Here is a 15474-nt window from a genome sequence, read left to right on the forward strand (position 1 = left end):
CCTCTAGCGTATTTCATCAACAATTCCATCCTTTATGATGATTGTTTTCCCTTTTTCTATGTCTTCCCAGGGGGTACCCTTTTTAACCTCGATAATCGCCTGGACTTCTTTTTCTTTTAATTCGCTTCCTAAAGGTAGCATATGTAATTGTTCTATTTGAAAATCCAGCAGCTGAACTTTTTCCTGCCTCAGTTGAATTTCCTTTTCAAAGTGCTGCTTCAGATTGGCCGGATGCAGCTTCTTGGTTTTTTCCAGTTTTTTTAGTTCAAACCTTAGCTGATCACTTTCTTTCTGCAGCTGCTTTTTTTTGGCCACGTAGCCTTCCAGCAGTTCTTGCTTGCTATTCTCTGTCAGCACCTGCTTAACTGTAACAGTTTGAATAATGTTCATGTTCAGCGCCTCCCAAATCATAATCCGGATGAAAAAACGGCGTTACTGACACTGCTGTCACATTCTTAGTTGGCGATGATTATATTTATAGATTGTAAAAAAAGGAGGGGAATCCCCTCCTTTTTTGGTAATACCCGCTTACTGCAGGATAATTATTCGATGATCTCTAAAAAGATCTTCTTTTGTTCTGTTGAACCTGCTGCATAAACAACGGTCCGAATTGCTTTCGCAACGCGCCCTTGCTTCCCAATTACTTTCCCCATGTCATTCTTGTTGACAGAAAGCTGATAGGTTACGCGCTGATCCTCTTCTTGGACATTCACTTGAACATCTTCCGGAAAATCAACAAGGGGCTTAACAATCGTTTCGATAAGCTCTTTCATCTTATAATGAATTACTTACCGTTTTTAGCGTTATGGAATTTTTCCATAATGCCTTGCTTAGAGAAAAGGTTACGTACTGTATCAGATGGCTTAGCACCTGTCTGAAGCCATTTAAGAGCCAACTCTTCATTGATTTCAACGATCGCTGGTTGAGCAACCGGATTGTAAGTTCCTACTGTTTCAATGAAACGTCCGTCACGAGGAGAACGAGAATCAGCTACAACGATACGATAGAAAGGGTTTTTATGAGCACCCATACGCTTTAAACGAATTTTTACTGCCATTTTAAATAAGCACCTCCGAATAGTTTCACACAAGATAGTATAATATCAGATAGTTAATTAGTTTGTAAAGGTTTTTTTCTTTACATGTTATGAAAAGCTTAAATAGCGGCTTAGAAAGGGTTAAAAGGAAGCTTAAATCCGCCTTTTTTCTTGCCTTTTTGCTGCATGCCGGCCATTTGCTTCATCATCTTTTTCATATCTTCAAATTGCTTCAGCAGACGGTTAACTTCTGGGACGGTTCTTCCGCTTCCCTTGGCAATCCGTTTGCGGCGGCTTGAATTGATGATTTCCGGATGAGTTTTCTCTTCCTTAGTCATCGACTTAATAATGGCCTCAACGTGAGTGATTTGCTTCTCATCGATTTGCATATTATTCAAGCCTTTGATTTTGTTGGCGCCAGGCATCATTTTCAAAAGCTCATCTAGAGGTCCCATTTGGCGGACCTGACCGAGCTGATCCAAAAAGTCATCAAATGTGAAAGAAGCAGTGCGCATTTTCTGCTCAAGCTCTTTTGCCTTTTCTTCATCCACATTAGCCTGTGCTTTTTCAATTAGGGATAAGACATCCCCCATACCTAAAATACGGGAAGCCATCCGTTCCGGATGGAACGCTTCAAGGGCGTCCAGCTTTTCGCCAAGACCGACAAATTTAATCGGCGTGTTTGTTACGGATCTAATTGATAGAGCCGCACCGCCTCGAGTATCGCCATCCAGCTTTGTCAGGACAACTCCTGTAAGACCCAGCAGATCATTGAAGCTTTGTGCTACGTTAACCGCATCCTGACCAGTCATGGCATCTACAACAAGGAAAATTTCATCTGGATTGGAAAGCTCTTTGATTTGCTTTAGCTCATCCATTAGAGCTTCATCCACATGCAGTCTTCCTGCTGTATCGATTAGAACATAATCGTTATGGTCCTCTTTTGCCTTTGCGATGGCCTGTTTTGCAATTTCAACAGGACTGACTTGATCGCCAAGGGAGAAGACAGGCATATTAAGCTGTTTGCCAAGCGTTTCGAGCTGTTTAATCGCCGCAGGACGGTAGATGTCTGCAGCAACCAGAAGCGGGTTGCGGTTATACTTTTTACGGAGCAGGTTCGCAAGCTTTCCGGTTGTAGTCGTTTTACCGGCACCCTGAAGACCAACCATCATAATGACAGTCGGCGGGCGTTTGGAAACAGCAATTTTGCTTTGTTCTCCGCCCATCAGTTCCGTTAATTCTTCTTTAACAACCTTTATTACCTGCTGTCCCGGCGTCAGGCTCTTTAATACTTCCTGCCCGACAGCGCGTTCACTGACTTTTTTGACGAACTCCTTGACAACTTTGAAGTTAACGTCCGCTTCTAAAAGAGCGAGACGAACTTCTCGCATCATTTCTTTTACATCCGCTTCATTGATTTTGCCCTTTCCGCGGATCTTCTGAATTGTATTTTGCAGTCGGTCGGCCAATCCTTCAAATGCCATTTATGCCGCCTCCTAATCTAATTTCTCAAGCTCTGCCACTGCCTCTTTCAATGCCTCTCGGGAAGGAGAACCTTCCTGAAGCATCTCTTTTATTTCTGCAATCAGCTTGCTGCGCTCTTGAAATTTATGAAATAATAATAGCTTTTCTTCATACTCTTCAAGCATTGCTTCCGTTCTCTTTATGTTGTCATAAACCGCTTGCCGGCTTATATCATATTCTTCGGCAATCTCTCCAAGCGAAAAATCATCCAGGTAGTAAAGGGACATATAGCTTCTCTGCTTAGGAGTTAACAACGATTGATAGAAATCATAAAGGTAGTTCATCCTCGTTGTCTTTTCGAGCATCCCTATTCCCCCTTGTTAAGTGAAAAGCCTTTACAAAGTAAGTTTACATAGAATTTCACAGCATGTCAAGAAAATATCTTTACAGTACTGACAGTAATGCGTCCGGGTGATCGCAGCAGGCATCCTTCAACTTTGATTCCACTTATTTTTTCCTGTTTTTTGCATCCAGCAGTCTTTTCATCCGCTCTTCTCTTTCCTGAGGCGAGGGTTCTGCTGCTGGCCTTGTCCGGTTTGGCTTCCTTGTTTTTATTTTTTCAGGTGTTTCCTTTACAGGTAGTTCCCTTTGAAGACTAACTGACTCCTGATCGGCAGGAGACGGTTTATTTCCGGAAGCTTTAAGTTTTGGTATCTTCACAGGCTTTTCTATCACTTTTCTGTTTTTCTTCAAAATTCCCGCTGCGAGTCCAGTAAGCCCAAAGCGCCTTACTGCAATTTCTAAGAAAAATAGCAGGAATGCAGCCAGAAGCAGCCATTCACTGATCGGCTGTTTGGTGCTTGCCTTTTTTTTCAGCGGCAGGAATGCTTCTTCACCGTTCGCCAGCTCCTTGCCTCCAGTCATATTTGAGAGTGACTTCAAATGCTCTTTATTTGTTCCCTTTTGCAGATACTCTTCAGAATAGGGAACGGTAAATCCGGTTTGATGAACCTGAACTTTTCCATTCTCATCAGTCTGTTTAATATTTAAAAAATACATTCCCTCCCTTTCAGGCATCTGCGCTTCATATTTACCTGGAGCTGTAAGTCTCATATTAGCTTCTACCTGTTCACCCGTTTCTGACACGATGGATGTCTCGATGGGCAAAGAAATGCTTCCCGCAGACTCCAGGGTGAGCACTGTTTTACCATCCTTGTTCTCGACATCAACTCTATATGGTTCACTTTCATATTGCGGCAGGGTTTTAGTAACAAGCTGATTAATAAAGGACAGCCACTTTTCCCAGCTGGCCCATTCTCCCGACCACTTACCCGAAATATCGGATGTAAAAGCCGCTGTCCGCCCTATTCCATATTGCCATTCAGCAAGTATAGGGTCTTTTTTTTCACTTAACAATGGCACCTGTGCCCGCGGCTTGGCCGTTGCAGCTATATAGGCATTCATCTTCGGCACACCATTTTCAAAAAGAGAGGACCAGTCAGGGTAAGGCTGTATATTTGGGTAAAATGGGTTGTCTTCGATATAAGTTCTTGTAGCCATTACGGTTTCACGAGATAAAATGCTAGGTATGACGGAAGAGTCAGTAACATCATAAAAACGCCCTGATCCCATCCCCGCAAGTTCTTCAAGAAGCCCTCTATCAGCATCCTGACCAAGTGCAACAGTTGAGAGAGTAATATTCTTCTCTTTCCCGTTTTTGATTAGAAACTCGTAGTCTCCATTTGCGGCTGATTGTCCATCTGTCAGCAAAATGATATGCTTCCTCTGCAGCTTTAAATCTTCAAGCTCACTATAAGCCTGTTCAAGAGAGGTAAAGATTTCTGTTCCCCCGCCGGGTGTAATGGATTTGATTTTTTCAATGGCCTTCTTCTTATCCTTGAGAGGCTTGGTTTCAAGGATTTCCCATGGGCGGTCATCAAATGCAATAAATCCGAGTGTATCTTCTTCACGAAGCAGTTCAACAGAGCGGGCAGCCGCCTCTTTTGCCAATTCGATTTTATTTCCTGCCATGCTTCCGGAACGGTCCATAACTAACACAAGACCCAAGGAGGGCATTTCTTTCTTCCCTTTGATATCCATATCCACCGGAAGCAATTTCTCAATCGGCGTTTTAAAATAGCCTCCCAGACCGAAGCTTTCTTCACCGCCAAACATGATAAAACCAGTGCCGAATTCCTTCACCGCCTTCTCCATCAGTGTCATTTGCCGCGCTGAAATAACTGTTGCGGGGACATTATTAAAAATGATCGACTGATATTGCAAATAGCCCGACAGAACGGTCGGAAGCTTCTCTGGAATAACCGTATCTGTCTCCAGGCCAGAACCTTTTAACAGATTTGAAATATCACCGGCGTCCTCTCCTTGTACAATCAGAACTTTAGGAGTTCCTTTCACATTCACTATCGAGTGAAGGGTATTATTTTCAGTATAGGCATCCCGGTCTGCTGCTATCTCTGCTTTATAAGCTGTTAACCCTGCGGTATCCGCTTTGTGGGTAAACGTATAAATGTTTTTCCCTTCGTTTACTTGAACAGTCTCCTTTAAAACTTCTTTATGATTTACAGAAAGTCTGATTTCAGCTTCCTTGGCAATATTGCTGGTAACTTCTATTGTAATCGGAGCCTCTTCCCCTAAATATAGTGAAGGAGGAACGTCTAATTCTGAGATTGAAACATCTTCACCTGCTGCTGTTCTTAGTGGAACATGGTCAATCTCGATACTCCGATTTTTTAATATTGCAGCTGCTGCCAGGCTTTCTCCTTCCGTTTCATTCCCGTCCGACATCAAGACAATTCTGCCGGAAGACTCCCTCGGAATGAGAGAAGCGGCAAATTGCAGGCCCGCTTCCAGGTTCGATTGAGAGTTGTCAGCCATCCCATTAAATTCGGATATAACTTCACGGTTTCTGCCCAAATTTTGTTCAAGCACTGCATTTTTTCCAAAAGCCGCAACGGCAAATTGATCATCCTTTTTCCTGTAGCCGGTGCTGTTTTCTATCCAGGCCAGTGCTTCCTCATTTGAGCCAATGCTTGCAGAACGGTCAGCCAGAAATATGACAGTCTGCCCTTTGACGGGAAGGAGTACTTGGGGAATGGTCAGTGCAATAATGATTAAAGAGAAAATAACCAGCCTTAGACCGGCAATCCAAAACTTTTCACTTCCTTGTCCCCTTTGATTTCGAATAAATAAAAAGACGATAATAACAGCAGGGATCAGGAGCAGTAACAGGAAGGGATATTTAACCTCTATACCCACGGCGATATACCTCCCATTCGATAGCAATCAATATTAAAGCTATTAAAGAAAGCCAAAACCAGAAACTTTCATTTGGCCTTTGGGTCATGCTGTTTTTTTCAGATGATTTTGCATTCAGTGTAAAGGATTCTTCTGTTCCTGCACTTTTCTCTCTTTCATCCAGAAGGACGGAAAAATAATAAATCTGATTCCCTGATACCGCCTGGTAAGTTCCGGGGGCTATAGGAGCTTTAAAGGTTTCCTCGTTTAGATCTAGAGAGTATAGATTTTCGTCTTTATTATTGAAAATTTCCCAGCTTCCAGTTCCATTGCCTATATTAATCCATCTCTCTTCTCCGGAGCTGAAATACCCAAGGAATTCTGATTGCTGGGATAGCCACTGGTAAGAGTTATATAGAAAGATTGGAAAACCCGGCAGGAGAGGCCAATCTGTGTCAGCCAGATCAAAATTGACGATAATTATTGGCTGCCCATTATGCATTCCCTTCTGAATTAAAGGAATATCCCCGCTTTTCAATACAGTCTCCCATTCCCCTTTCAGAACGGCGGATGCAGAACTGATATATACCTTCTCAAAATTTGCATATTCCAAAAGCCGATCATCATCACCTGTAATTGCTTCATCAAGTTTTATTCTATTTTTGCTTGTATTGAAAAAGATCATCGGCAGCTCTGGAAGTTTTGATAATGTGCTTCCTTCAGCTACAACGACACCTTTCATTTCCAAGCCTTTGAGGGCAGACGGATCTGTCTGCAGCAGTTCGGCACCAATAGTTTGAAAGCCTTTCACTGCAAATGGATTTACATCTCCCATAGTGTAAACCTTTGGTTTTGGGTCAGTGTAAATAGAGGCTGCTGAGTTATCTGCACTATAGCCATCGCTAATGGTGATAGCTGCCTCGTAATAAGGTTTTACCGGCAGATCTTTAATTTGAACGGTTATATCCTCTTTTGCTTTTAATGATACATTCTGTTCAAACAGTACTTCTTCCTCAGATTTTACTGTAACGCCTGTCTCTATATTTTCAGAAGACTGGTTTTCTATCACTGCAACTGCTGAAATACGATCACCCGCGGCCGCTGTCCCGAATGACTGCAGCGACACATTTGCTGCGTTCTCTCCAATATTATGTACCACCGTGTATAGACCGGCCGATTCCTTCATAAAATCTTTTTTGGCAGCCGAATCTGAAAAAATATGAAGAGCGGTGTCTTTTCCTGAAGATAGGGATTCTGCCAATAAGATGGCTTTTTCCATATTTTCATGTTCATAAGTAAGCTCCAGCTTCTTAATAGTTCTTCGAATAGCATTTGAATCATCTTCCCTGCTTAAGAGAATCTCACTTTTCTCTCCTGCTTGAATCAAGCTTACTTGCTGGCCATTAAGCTTTCCCGCAAGGCCAAGCATTTCCTCTTTTGCGATTTCAAAACGGCTTTTCCCTCCGCTGTCAGCCGACATAGAGGCAGATGGATCTATAATGATGATTATGTGTTCTCCTTTTAATGAATCTTCAAGCCAAAACGGACGCACAAGAGCCAGCATCAATAATAGCAGTGCCAATAATTGCAGCCAAAATAACAGATTCTGCTGAAGTTTTTTAAGCCAAGGGGAAGCCTGCCACTCATTCAGCACCTGTTCCCAGAGCAAATTGGAGGAAATGGTCTTTTCTGTATACTGTTTCCGAAAGAAATAAAATAGGACAACCGCTCCGATAAAAATGGATAAAACAAAATATACAGGATTTAAGAATTGCATTTTGTTCTCACCTGACCAGCCCCTTCGCATACAGATCCCTGAAAAGAACTGTCTGAAGATCTCTTGTTTCAGGGGCATAGATATATTGGCCGCCATACCGTTTGCATAGAATCTCAAGCTGTTCATTATGTTCTTTTAAACGCTTTTCGTATTCGGCCAATACGGAAGGACTCATACTCACATTTACAGCGGCCCCCCTTTCACTATCAATTAACTTTACGTCTCCAGAATATGACGGTTTTATTTCTTCTTTGGCCTGGACCTGAAATAGCCAGAACTCCTGTTTCAGCCCTCTTAACATCCTAAACAGGATTTCCCATTCCTGAAGCGGTTCAAAGCCATCGGCTATTATTACAGCAAGCTGCTGATGTCTTGAAAGAGTGCCTTTTAGATTGCCCAGAAAGTTACTTGAAAGGGCTGATAGTTCTATTTTCTGGATCTCCATGAATGTTCGCCTGCTGTATATAGACCCTTTTCTTTTGATAGGCTGTGAGCCGGAAGAAGAAACCGGTGAAAACAGGAGACGGTCTTCCCCGGAAAGAATCATAAAACTCAAAGCAGCAGCCAGCGCTTTGGCGTATTCCCATTTTTCTTCCAATTTGGTCATGGATGAAGTGGCATCCAGATAAACAGCAATAGATAGTTCCTGCTCATCCAGGAAACGTTTAATATAATGTTTTTGTGTCCTGCCAAAGACATTCCAATCTATTTGCCGGATATCGTCTCCAGGCTGATATGCCCTGAAGTCAGAAAATTCCATGGAAGATCCGAATTTATGTGATTGTCTGGAACCTGAATGAAACCCTCTTTTCCTAGTCTTTACAGAAATTTTACGCTTCTGCAGCTTTCCAAGAAGGATTTGATGGCTGTTCATCAGCTATTAGCTCCCCGGAAATTTTCTTTTATCAGAGCTTCTATAATCGAATCTGCTGTAATCCCCGCTGCTTCTCCTTCAAAGTTTAAGATGAGACGATGGCGTAAAACCGGATAGGCAACACTTTTTAGGTCGCCTATTGAAACATTGTACCTGCCTGAGCACAATGCCCTTGCCTTTGCCATATTTATGAGACTCTGAAGGCCGCGGGGACCGCTGCCATATTGGACGTTTTCTTTAACAGTTTCGGGTGCATACTCTGAATCCGGGTGTGTGGCTGTGATCAGCCATACAGCATAATCCAGGATCTCCTCTGAAACGAGGATTTCTCTTGCAAGTTCCTGAAGAACAATTACATCATTCAGTCCAGCTGCTTTATTTAAATGAGTTTTTAGTACACCTGTCGTTCTCCGGGCAATTTCTTTTAATTCAGCTTGCGTCGGATAAGCTACATTTATTTTACATAGAAACCGGTCCGTTTGAGCCTCCGGCAGAGGGTAAGTTCCTTCCATATCAATTGGGTTCTGAGTTGCAAGAACAAAAAATGGATTTTCCATCCTTTTTGTTTCACCCATAATGGTAACTGTTTTTTCTCCCATTGCCTCAAGCAGTGCACTTTGTGTTTTAGGTGTGGCCCTGTTAATTTCATCTGCCAGGATAATATTGGCGAATATCGGCCCTTTATGAAAACTGAATGTTTGCCTGCCTGCATCGTCTGGCTGAAGCAGCATGGTTCCCGTTATATCTGATGGCATAATATCAGGAGTAAATTGAATGCGGGAGAATTTCAGATCCAGCACTTCTGCAATAGTCTTAATGAGCATCGTTTTACCAAGACCCGGCAATCCTTCAAGCAATACATGACCGCCGGAGATAATGCTCCATAATACTTGTTCGACTACCTCTTCCTGTCCCACTATAAATGATTGAATCTCATCCTTCACTTTCGCAATAATATCTGCTGCTTGTGCGAATTGCTGCTCTTTTTCCTGTGTTGCGGACATTGAAGTCACTCCTTATCCGGATCAATACTTGTAAAATAATTTTTAACAATTTCCTCTAAATCAGCCGGCAGCTTATACCGGTCTGTGCTCTGTCTATATGAATTCTGATAATTCCCAAACACTTCACTGTAAGGTCTGATCGTTCCTTTTAAAACAGGGCCATCCCCTTCAAACTGCTGGCCAGAAGTCCCCTGTCCAAGACTGCCGTTATCATTTTCAATATTTTTCTTTCCTTCCATTCCTGATGGAATGGTAAGCAGATCCCTGGATCCCTGTCCGTGTCCTGCACCTCCTCCAAGACCGCTTCCCGTACCTGTGCCTGTGCCTGAACCTGTCCCTGCACCAGATCCCGAACCATTTCCGGAGCCGGAGCCTGAACCGCTGCCATTCCCGGTTCCTGTTCCTGACCCGCTGCTATTTCCGTTATTTGAGCTAGTTCCAGGCTGATTTTGATTATTTTGCTGATTTGAATTATTCTGCTGTCCTTGCTGAGGCATATTGGAAGTGTTACCAGAGCTGCCCGGCTGTCCAGGCGGAGCGAATGCAAGCTGGCCAGGCGGCATTCCATTCGCTGCCATCTGCTGCTGTAATGATAGTCCTGAACTCTGAAGTGCATCTTGTGCTGCAGCCAGCTGTTTTAAAAGCTCTTCTGAATGCATAGCTTTTTCCAGCTGTTCAAGAAGTTTTGAAAGCTCTTCTTCGGATATTTGTGTTTCACTGCCAGTAAGCTCCTTCAAGGCCTGTTTCTGATCTTCATTAAGTTTCGCATTCTGTTTGTTGAGCTTAGACAACTCTTTTCCAAATGAAGCCAGATCTTTATCTTTCAGCATTTGGCTTAATTGTTCTAACCCGTTCTTTTCAAGATTGTTTTTCATAGTTTCCAGGGCTAATGATTTCTCTTTTTCTTTAATTGCTTTTAACTCAAAGCTTTTTGTTTGTTTCTCTAATTCTTTCAAAGCTTCCTCAGCTGACTTTTTTCCTGCAATCTTCTCTGTTGCTTCCTGTAATGCTTTTTTTACTTGAGGATTCTTTTCCTTCTCGGCTTTTTTCTCAAGTTCCTCTCTGGCTTCTTTAACTATCTCCATTTCCTTCTCCCGCTTTTGGGCCAATTCCATTTTCTCTCCCGGCAGCATGTATAAAAACATCGCCATCCCAAATAAAGCCAAACAAATTAAAAGATGCTTGGGAAGAATGAAAACCTTCTTCCTGCCTAAAACCTGATGGTGAACCTTTTTCATATGTTTGACTGCATCCGCCAGCTGCAATCTTGCGAGAATATCATTATTTTCAAGGAAAGAATGGGCAGTAATGACTCTGTCGTTGGCTACAAACCTATTGAACAGTAATGCCGCCTGAGTTATGTCCGGCCGTTTCTTCCAAATTTTAAAAATAGCGAAAAGTGCTGAGAGTAATATAATCATCAGGAAATAGTTTTGCAGGTACGGGATAACAAAAAATCTTGCTGCAATCATAAGAAAAAAGGCCAGGACAGCAGCTGTTAAAAGGAAAACCTGAAATTCCTTAACAACCAGCTGAAACAGGAGCTGTCTTTTTACCGGTTTTAAGAGTCTAACATATTGATTGCGGTCTTCCACCGATATCATTCCCTTATTATGAATTTCGGGCAAACCCGTCCCCTTGGGATTTGCCCGAATAAACTGCTAACCCTTTTTCATATTGGGACGAAGTTTCTTTATGCTAAGCAGCACAGCTCCAATGAAAATCAATGTGTAAGAAATTAAGTATGAAATCCACAAAGGAAATTCAATGCCTGTTGATCTTGTTATTTCATTGGTCATTTCAGGCTCAAAGGTACTCATCAGAATAATGACCGGATTGAGCATAGCCGGGAAATATGGCAGAGGATTTGTCGGCTGAGTCCCTGAATACCCGTAGGCATTTGTTAATTGCATAAAAATCAAAGTTAGGAATGCCGTTCCGCCTGCTAAAAATAGTGTAACCCCATAGGTGGTAACCATCGAGACAATGGTTTTTCTAATCAGTGTCGAAAATAAAACTCCAATGCTTCCATAAACCAGGATCGTAAACAAATAAAATCCCATTGTGATGAGGAGCTGTCCTGGAGAAATACCTCCAAATAAAAACACAAAGCTATAAAGAGGCAAACTTGCCGCAATCAGCAAAATTAAATATGAAATGGAGGAAATTAGCTTGCTTAATATGATGCTTGAAGAGCTTTGGGTGGTCGTTAGCATGATATTTAAGGTCTGCCTCTCTCTTTCGCTGCTGATAACCCCTGCTGTTAATCCCGGGGTTATAAACAGAATCAGGCCAAGCTGCAGTATAGATAAAACCATAAACATTGTCCGGCTCTGATCCGGTTTAAAAAATCCCGGCATGTTGTTTGACAGTGATTCAATAATAATAAAACCAACAATGATAATCCCTAATGCCAATAGGTAAAAAAGGACACCAAGGTAGCTTTTAAAGCTTCGGAAGCGGAGCTTGAATTCTTTATTAAGTACTGGATTCACGATTAAATTCTTCATGTCAGCTCAACTCCCTTTGTAATTTCCATAAAGACATCTTCCAGATTTGTTTCCACTTCAGCAAAGCTGGTGATTGCCAGATTATTCAAAATGGCCCTTTTAAGAAGCTCTTTTTGCTCTTCAGCAGTCCCTTTATAAATAAACTGGATAGATGCCCCTTCTTCATGCAATGATAATTTGGAAATTTTAGGATCATCTTCAAAAAAGGAAATGGCAGTTTCCACATTTCCAAGAACTTTTACAAGAATCAGCCGTTCTCCTCTGAGCTGTGCCTGGATATCAGCAACCGACCCCTGAGCCACCAGTTTACCCTGATCAATAATGCCGATGGTATCGCACATCTCTGCAAGCTCTGGCAGAATATGTGAAGATATTAAAATCGTTTTGCCCATACTTTTCAATTCTTTTAATATCTCCCTCATTTCAACCCTTGCTCTTGGGTCAAGTCCTGATGCCGGCTCATCCAGGATCAGGACTTCGGGATCATGAATTAGGCATCTGGCAAGACAGAGGCGCTGTTTCATGCCTCTTGATAGAAGGTCCACATATGACTCTCTTTTATGTGATAAGTTAACAAGGTCGAGCAGCTGCGGAATCAGCTTCTCGCGTTCTGCAAATGGAATTCCGTAACTTGCTCCGTAAAAGTGCAGATATTCATCAGCCTTTAGCTGATCATAAACCCCGAAAAAGTCCGGCATATAGCCTATTTGCTTTCTCACAAGCTTAGGCTCCTTTTGCACATCATACCCGTTGACAAAAGCCGATCCCGAAGTTGGGGCAAGCAGGGTTGCCAAAATCGAGAAGGTTGTTGATTTTCCTGCACCATTCTGTCCGACAAAGCCAAAAACACTGCCTTTTTCAATATTAAGGTTTAAGGAATCAAGTGCTGTGAATTTTCCATACCGTTTCGTTAAATCTATTATTTCGATCATTTTGCCACCTCCCCTTTAATTGTTACAGCAGGTAATTGAACGAAAGGATCTCCCTGTGAAGACTTAATAAGCTTCAAAATAAATCGGCCATCTTTTGAAACATACTGTGATAAGTCATCTTTACTTGTCAGCTTTAAGCTCCTTTGATCCGGTTCAATCGGCAGCCATTCACCTGATTTATGGTTTTTAATTGAATACTGAACGCTTTGGCTATTAATCTTTAAGGAAATTTCTTCGAGACTATAGCTTTTCTCTTTCATCTGCTTCGGAAGACTTAAAGAATATTCATATTCTCCGTCTTCAAGCATCATTTCACCACTTGTGCTGCCTATGCCTTTTTCATAAATTTGGCCCTTAGACACATGCCAATCAGCTGCCATCATACTTTCCTTCAATGTAAATGAGCCGGAAAACTCATTTTTAGCCTCAAATGGCTGAAGAATCAAATTGGTATTATTCTGTTTGGCTTTCTTTCCTTTCATTGCTACATCAATGACAGATTCTCTTGTAATACCTGCCAGGACCGGCTGAGATGCATCTCCGAGCAGGAACGTAGAAGAGGCACTTTCAAGCCTTTCTTTTCTTAACCTATTAATGTCATGCTGTCCATTGGCAGGGGATGCTCCATTAAATGTTCCGCCGTACGGTCTGCTCAAGAGGGACTGTTTTATCGTTTTATCTACTTTAATTGTCTCACCTTTTTTGATTGAACCCAGTTTTATTGCATCATTGCCTGACCAAATATATAATTCTTCAAAATTAAAGTCACTCTCATTTTTGATAGTTCCGGTTAATTTTTTTTCTTTAAGAGTCAGGTCCGCTTTTAATTCCCCATTTATTTCCGTTTGAGCTTTTCCGTAGATGGTTTTGGATGACCAATACCCCACCTCAGGGAAAATAATCTCATTGTATTTTACTTTTTCAGCCATGATTCCGCCTCTTAGAGGATCAGAAGACGTTGAATTGTTAGAATAAACCACAGCATTAAATTCACCTTTTGGCATTGAGAGGATATATTCACCGCTTTTATTTGACAGCAGGGTTGAAGCCTGGTATCCGGTAAGCAGATTGTTATTCAACTTATATATCCCCATCTGATTCAGCTGCGGCTGAGAAATTCTGTCTTTTGCTCCCATTCCAAAGACAGCTGCCCCCATCAGTATGGCTATAGAAGGAATGATCCACCAGGAATGCTCCCGTTTATCAAGCTTTCTTAACACAAAATAAAGCACAGGCACTATGAGAATAATATAGCCGGCGAAAAGTCCAATAAGCTGTCCGACTGAAAAATTGGATGCAGGAAAGAATTCATTTACTTCTGCAAATTCCCAATAAAGCTGGTCCAGATAATCCTGTGAATAGGGGCTTGAACCAGTGCCTGCACCTGATGCCTGTTTAATATAGCCATCAAACCATGTGTCATACCCCTGCCATGAAGATAAAGGCTCATCCCCCAATGAAAAAGCCGTCTGTAAAATCGTCCCGCTTCCATACTCCTTCTTCAATGCTGCAGGGAGATCACCGCTTTTAGCAATAACTTCTGCACTCTTTTCAACCGGGCCAGTAAAAAAGTTGAGCTCTTGAAATTCCGGCTCTTCTCCCTTTGCCGGCTGCAGGAATTTGACAGCAGCGGATGATTCATTTTCTAATTTCATCGGCAGCAGAGAATACAGCTCTCCATATGTGCCGCCTGCATCCGGTCCTCCTCCTGCAATCAAAGTTCCACCGCGGAAAACCCAGTCCTTTATCGCTTTTTGCTGTTGGTCACTAAGCTGGGAAATCTTGAATTCATCAATAATCAGATAATCGAGCGTTTCCAATCCTGTGGCGTCATCGGGCAAATCTTCCCTTTTAAGCTCAAGCATCGATTTAGATGGCAGTGTCCTCAGCTCTTTTACTCGATCATAGTTTTCACTAAGAACGCCAATTACTTCAGTTGCCATATCTATAAATTTCGGCTTTAATGTTTTTTCACCAGTAAAACTGACTTTTTTCCCGTCTTTCCAATCTCCTTCATAAAGAGTCAGCAAGGGAATGTTCTGATACATGGAGGGATGATCCTCCGTTATTCCAGGTACCGTAACCAGGTATTCCTTTGCTGAACCGGCCGGCAGCTCTACTTTTACAGTTACTGCACCGCTGGTATTGTAAGAAGGATGGTAACTTATCAGCAAATTCCCGCTGAATGCCTCACCTGTATTTTCCATCTTAATCCTAAGAGGGAATCCCTCACCTCTTTTTACTTTTCCGCCAAAGCCCTCATCCAGACTAACTTTAATGCCTGAGGCAGCTTCTGCTGATTGAAATGGATGAAACATAAATACAAAGCAGAAGAAAGCCATAATAATAACTTTTATTTTTCTGCGCAACCCAATCTCCCCTTTTAATACCTTAAGTATCTGCTTTTAATATTTATAGACTTCCTTAACGACTATAAATTTTTCTCATTCTGATAACTTCTTCCATTTTATAGACGCAGACTAATGACAAAAAGTTCCTGAGAATATAAAATTATTTGTCTTTCAGACAAAAACAAGGAAGAGTACTACATAGTGTAATTTTACACTAATAAATGTAATTTTCAAACTGTTTTTTATTTAAATACCGTAAAAAAACAGCCTG

The 15474-nt window shown here is 41.9% G+C and carries 13 protein-coding genes; all 13 read right to left on the reverse strand.

The annotated features are described in order from the left end of the window. Positions 1–3 precede the first annotated feature (3 nt). On the reverse strand, positions 4–390 hold the full coding sequence (locus AC6CHU_RS03430) for a YlqD family protein (protein WP_159862644.1): 387 nt from the start codon (positions 388–390) through the stop codon (positions 4–6). 152 nt (positions 391–542) lie between these two features. After that, positions 543–773: a KH domain-containing protein gene (locus AC6CHU_RS03435; protein WP_159862643.1), complete on the reverse strand. Its 231-nt coding sequence runs from the start codon at positions 771–773 to the stop codon at positions 543–545. 11 nt (positions 774–784) lie between these two features. Continuing rightward, positions 785–1057 carry a 30S ribosomal protein S16 gene (gene rpsP / locus AC6CHU_RS03440; RefSeq protein WP_009330784.1) on the reverse strand — a complete coding sequence of 91 codons (273 nt, stop codon included), beginning with the start codon at positions 1055–1057 and terminating at the stop codon, positions 785–787. Between the two features lie 110 nt (positions 1058–1167). After that, on the reverse strand, positions 1168–2520 hold the full coding sequence (gene ffh / locus AC6CHU_RS03445; protein ID WP_159862642.1) for a signal recognition particle protein: 1353 nt from the start codon (positions 2518–2520) through the stop codon (positions 1168–1170). A gap of 12 nt (positions 2521–2532) precedes the next feature. Further along, the gene (locus AC6CHU_RS03450) at positions 2533–2865 is read right to left on the reverse strand and encodes a putative DNA-binding protein (RefSeq protein ID WP_159862641.1); all 333 of its coding nucleotides are present in this window, start codon (positions 2863–2865) and stop codon (positions 2533–2535) included. A gap of 142 nt (positions 2866–3007) precedes the next feature. Further along, complete coding sequence (locus AC6CHU_RS03455; protein ID WP_498120048.1) at positions 3008–5776, reverse strand: VWA domain-containing protein; 2769 nt, start codon at positions 5774–5776, stop codon at positions 3008–3010. Continuing rightward, positions 5760–7532, reverse strand: coding sequence for a vWA domain-containing protein (locus tag AC6CHU_RS03460; protein ID WP_498120050.1), 1773 nt, complete (start codon positions 7530–7532; stop codon positions 5760–5762). Before AC6CHU_RS03460 ends, AC6CHU_RS03455 begins: the two co-directional genes overlap by 17 nt. A gap of 7 nt (positions 7533–7539) precedes the next feature. Then, positions 7540–8406 carry a DUF58 domain-containing protein gene (locus tag AC6CHU_RS03465; protein ID WP_498120052.1) on the reverse strand — a complete coding sequence of 289 codons (867 nt, stop codon included), beginning with the start codon at positions 8404–8406 and terminating at the stop codon, positions 7540–7542. Next, positions 8406–9410, reverse strand: a complete 1005-nt coding sequence (locus AC6CHU_RS03470; protein ID WP_498120054.1) for an AAA family ATPase — start codon at positions 9408–9410, stop codon at positions 8406–8408. Before AC6CHU_RS03470 ends, AC6CHU_RS03465 begins: the two co-directional genes overlap by 1 nt. A gap of 5 nt (positions 9411–9415) precedes the next feature. Further along, a complete protein-coding gene (locus tag AC6CHU_RS03475) occupies positions 9416–11014 on the reverse strand; it encodes a DUF8809 domain-containing protein (RefSeq protein ID WP_498120056.1) in 1599 nt (532 codons plus the stop codon). A 57-nt stretch (positions 11015–11071) separates the two neighbouring features. Then, positions 11072–11920, reverse strand: a complete 849-nt coding sequence (locus tag AC6CHU_RS03480) for an ABC transporter permease (RefSeq protein ID WP_159862635.1) — start codon at positions 11918–11920, stop codon at positions 11072–11074. Next, entirely contained in the window at positions 11917–12852 is a 936-nt protein-coding gene (locus AC6CHU_RS03485; protein WP_498120058.1) for an ABC transporter ATP-binding protein, read from the reverse strand. The genes AC6CHU_RS03480 and AC6CHU_RS03485 overlap by 4 nt, the downstream gene beginning before the upstream one ends. Continuing rightward, complete coding sequence (locus AC6CHU_RS03490; RefSeq protein WP_498120060.1) at positions 12849–15221, reverse strand: DUF8725 domain-containing protein; 2373 nt, start codon at positions 15219–15221, stop codon at positions 12849–12851. Before AC6CHU_RS03490 ends, AC6CHU_RS03485 begins: the two co-directional genes overlap by 4 nt. Between the last annotated feature and the right edge of the window lie 253 nt (positions 15222–15474).

It is taken from the genome of Cytobacillus sp. GQ23 (assembly GCF_059758675.1).

Excerpts from the sequence above, each read along its gene's own strand:
- AC6CHU_RS03435 (WP_159862643.1), bottom strand. The coding sequence starts at position 773 with ATGAAAGAGCTTATCGAAACGATTGTTAAGCCCCTTGTTGATTTTCCG.
- AC6CHU_RS03470 (WP_498120054.1), bottom strand. The coding sequence starts at position 9,410 with ATGTCCGCAACACAGGAAAAAGAGCAGCAATTCGCACAAGCAGCAGAT.
- AC6CHU_RS03485 (WP_498120058.1), bottom strand. The coding sequence starts at position 12,852 with ATGATCGAAATAATAGATTTAACGAAACGGTATGGAAAATTCACAGCA.
- ffh (WP_159862642.1), bottom strand. The coding sequence starts at position 2,520 with ATGGCATTTGAAGGATTGGCCGACCGACTGCAAAATACAATTCAGAAG.
- AC6CHU_RS03480 (WP_159862635.1), bottom strand. The coding sequence starts at position 11,920 with ATGAAGAATTTAATCGTGAATCCAGTACTTAATAAAGAATTCAAGCTC.
- AC6CHU_RS03475 (WP_498120056.1), bottom strand. The coding sequence starts at position 11,014 with ATGATATCGGTGGAAGACCGCAATCAATATGTTAGACTCTTAAAACCG.
- AC6CHU_RS03460 (WP_498120050.1), bottom strand. The coding sequence starts at position 7,532 with ATGCAATTCTTAAATCCTGTATATTTTGTTTTATCCATTTTTATCGGA.
- AC6CHU_RS03430 (WP_159862644.1), bottom strand. The coding sequence starts at position 390 with ATGAACATTATTCAAACTGTTACAGTTAAGCAGGTGCTGACAGAGAAT.
- AC6CHU_RS03450 (WP_159862641.1), bottom strand. The coding sequence starts at position 2,865 with ATGCTCGAAAAGACAACGAGGATGAACTACCTTTATGATTTCTATCAA.
- AC6CHU_RS03465 (WP_498120052.1), bottom strand. The coding sequence starts at position 8,406 with ATGAACAGCCATCAAATCCTTCTTGGAAAGCTGCAGAAGCGTAAAATT.
- rpsP (WP_009330784.1), bottom strand. The coding sequence starts at position 1,057 with ATGGCAGTAAAAATTCGTTTAAAGCGTATGGGTGCTCATAAAAACCCT.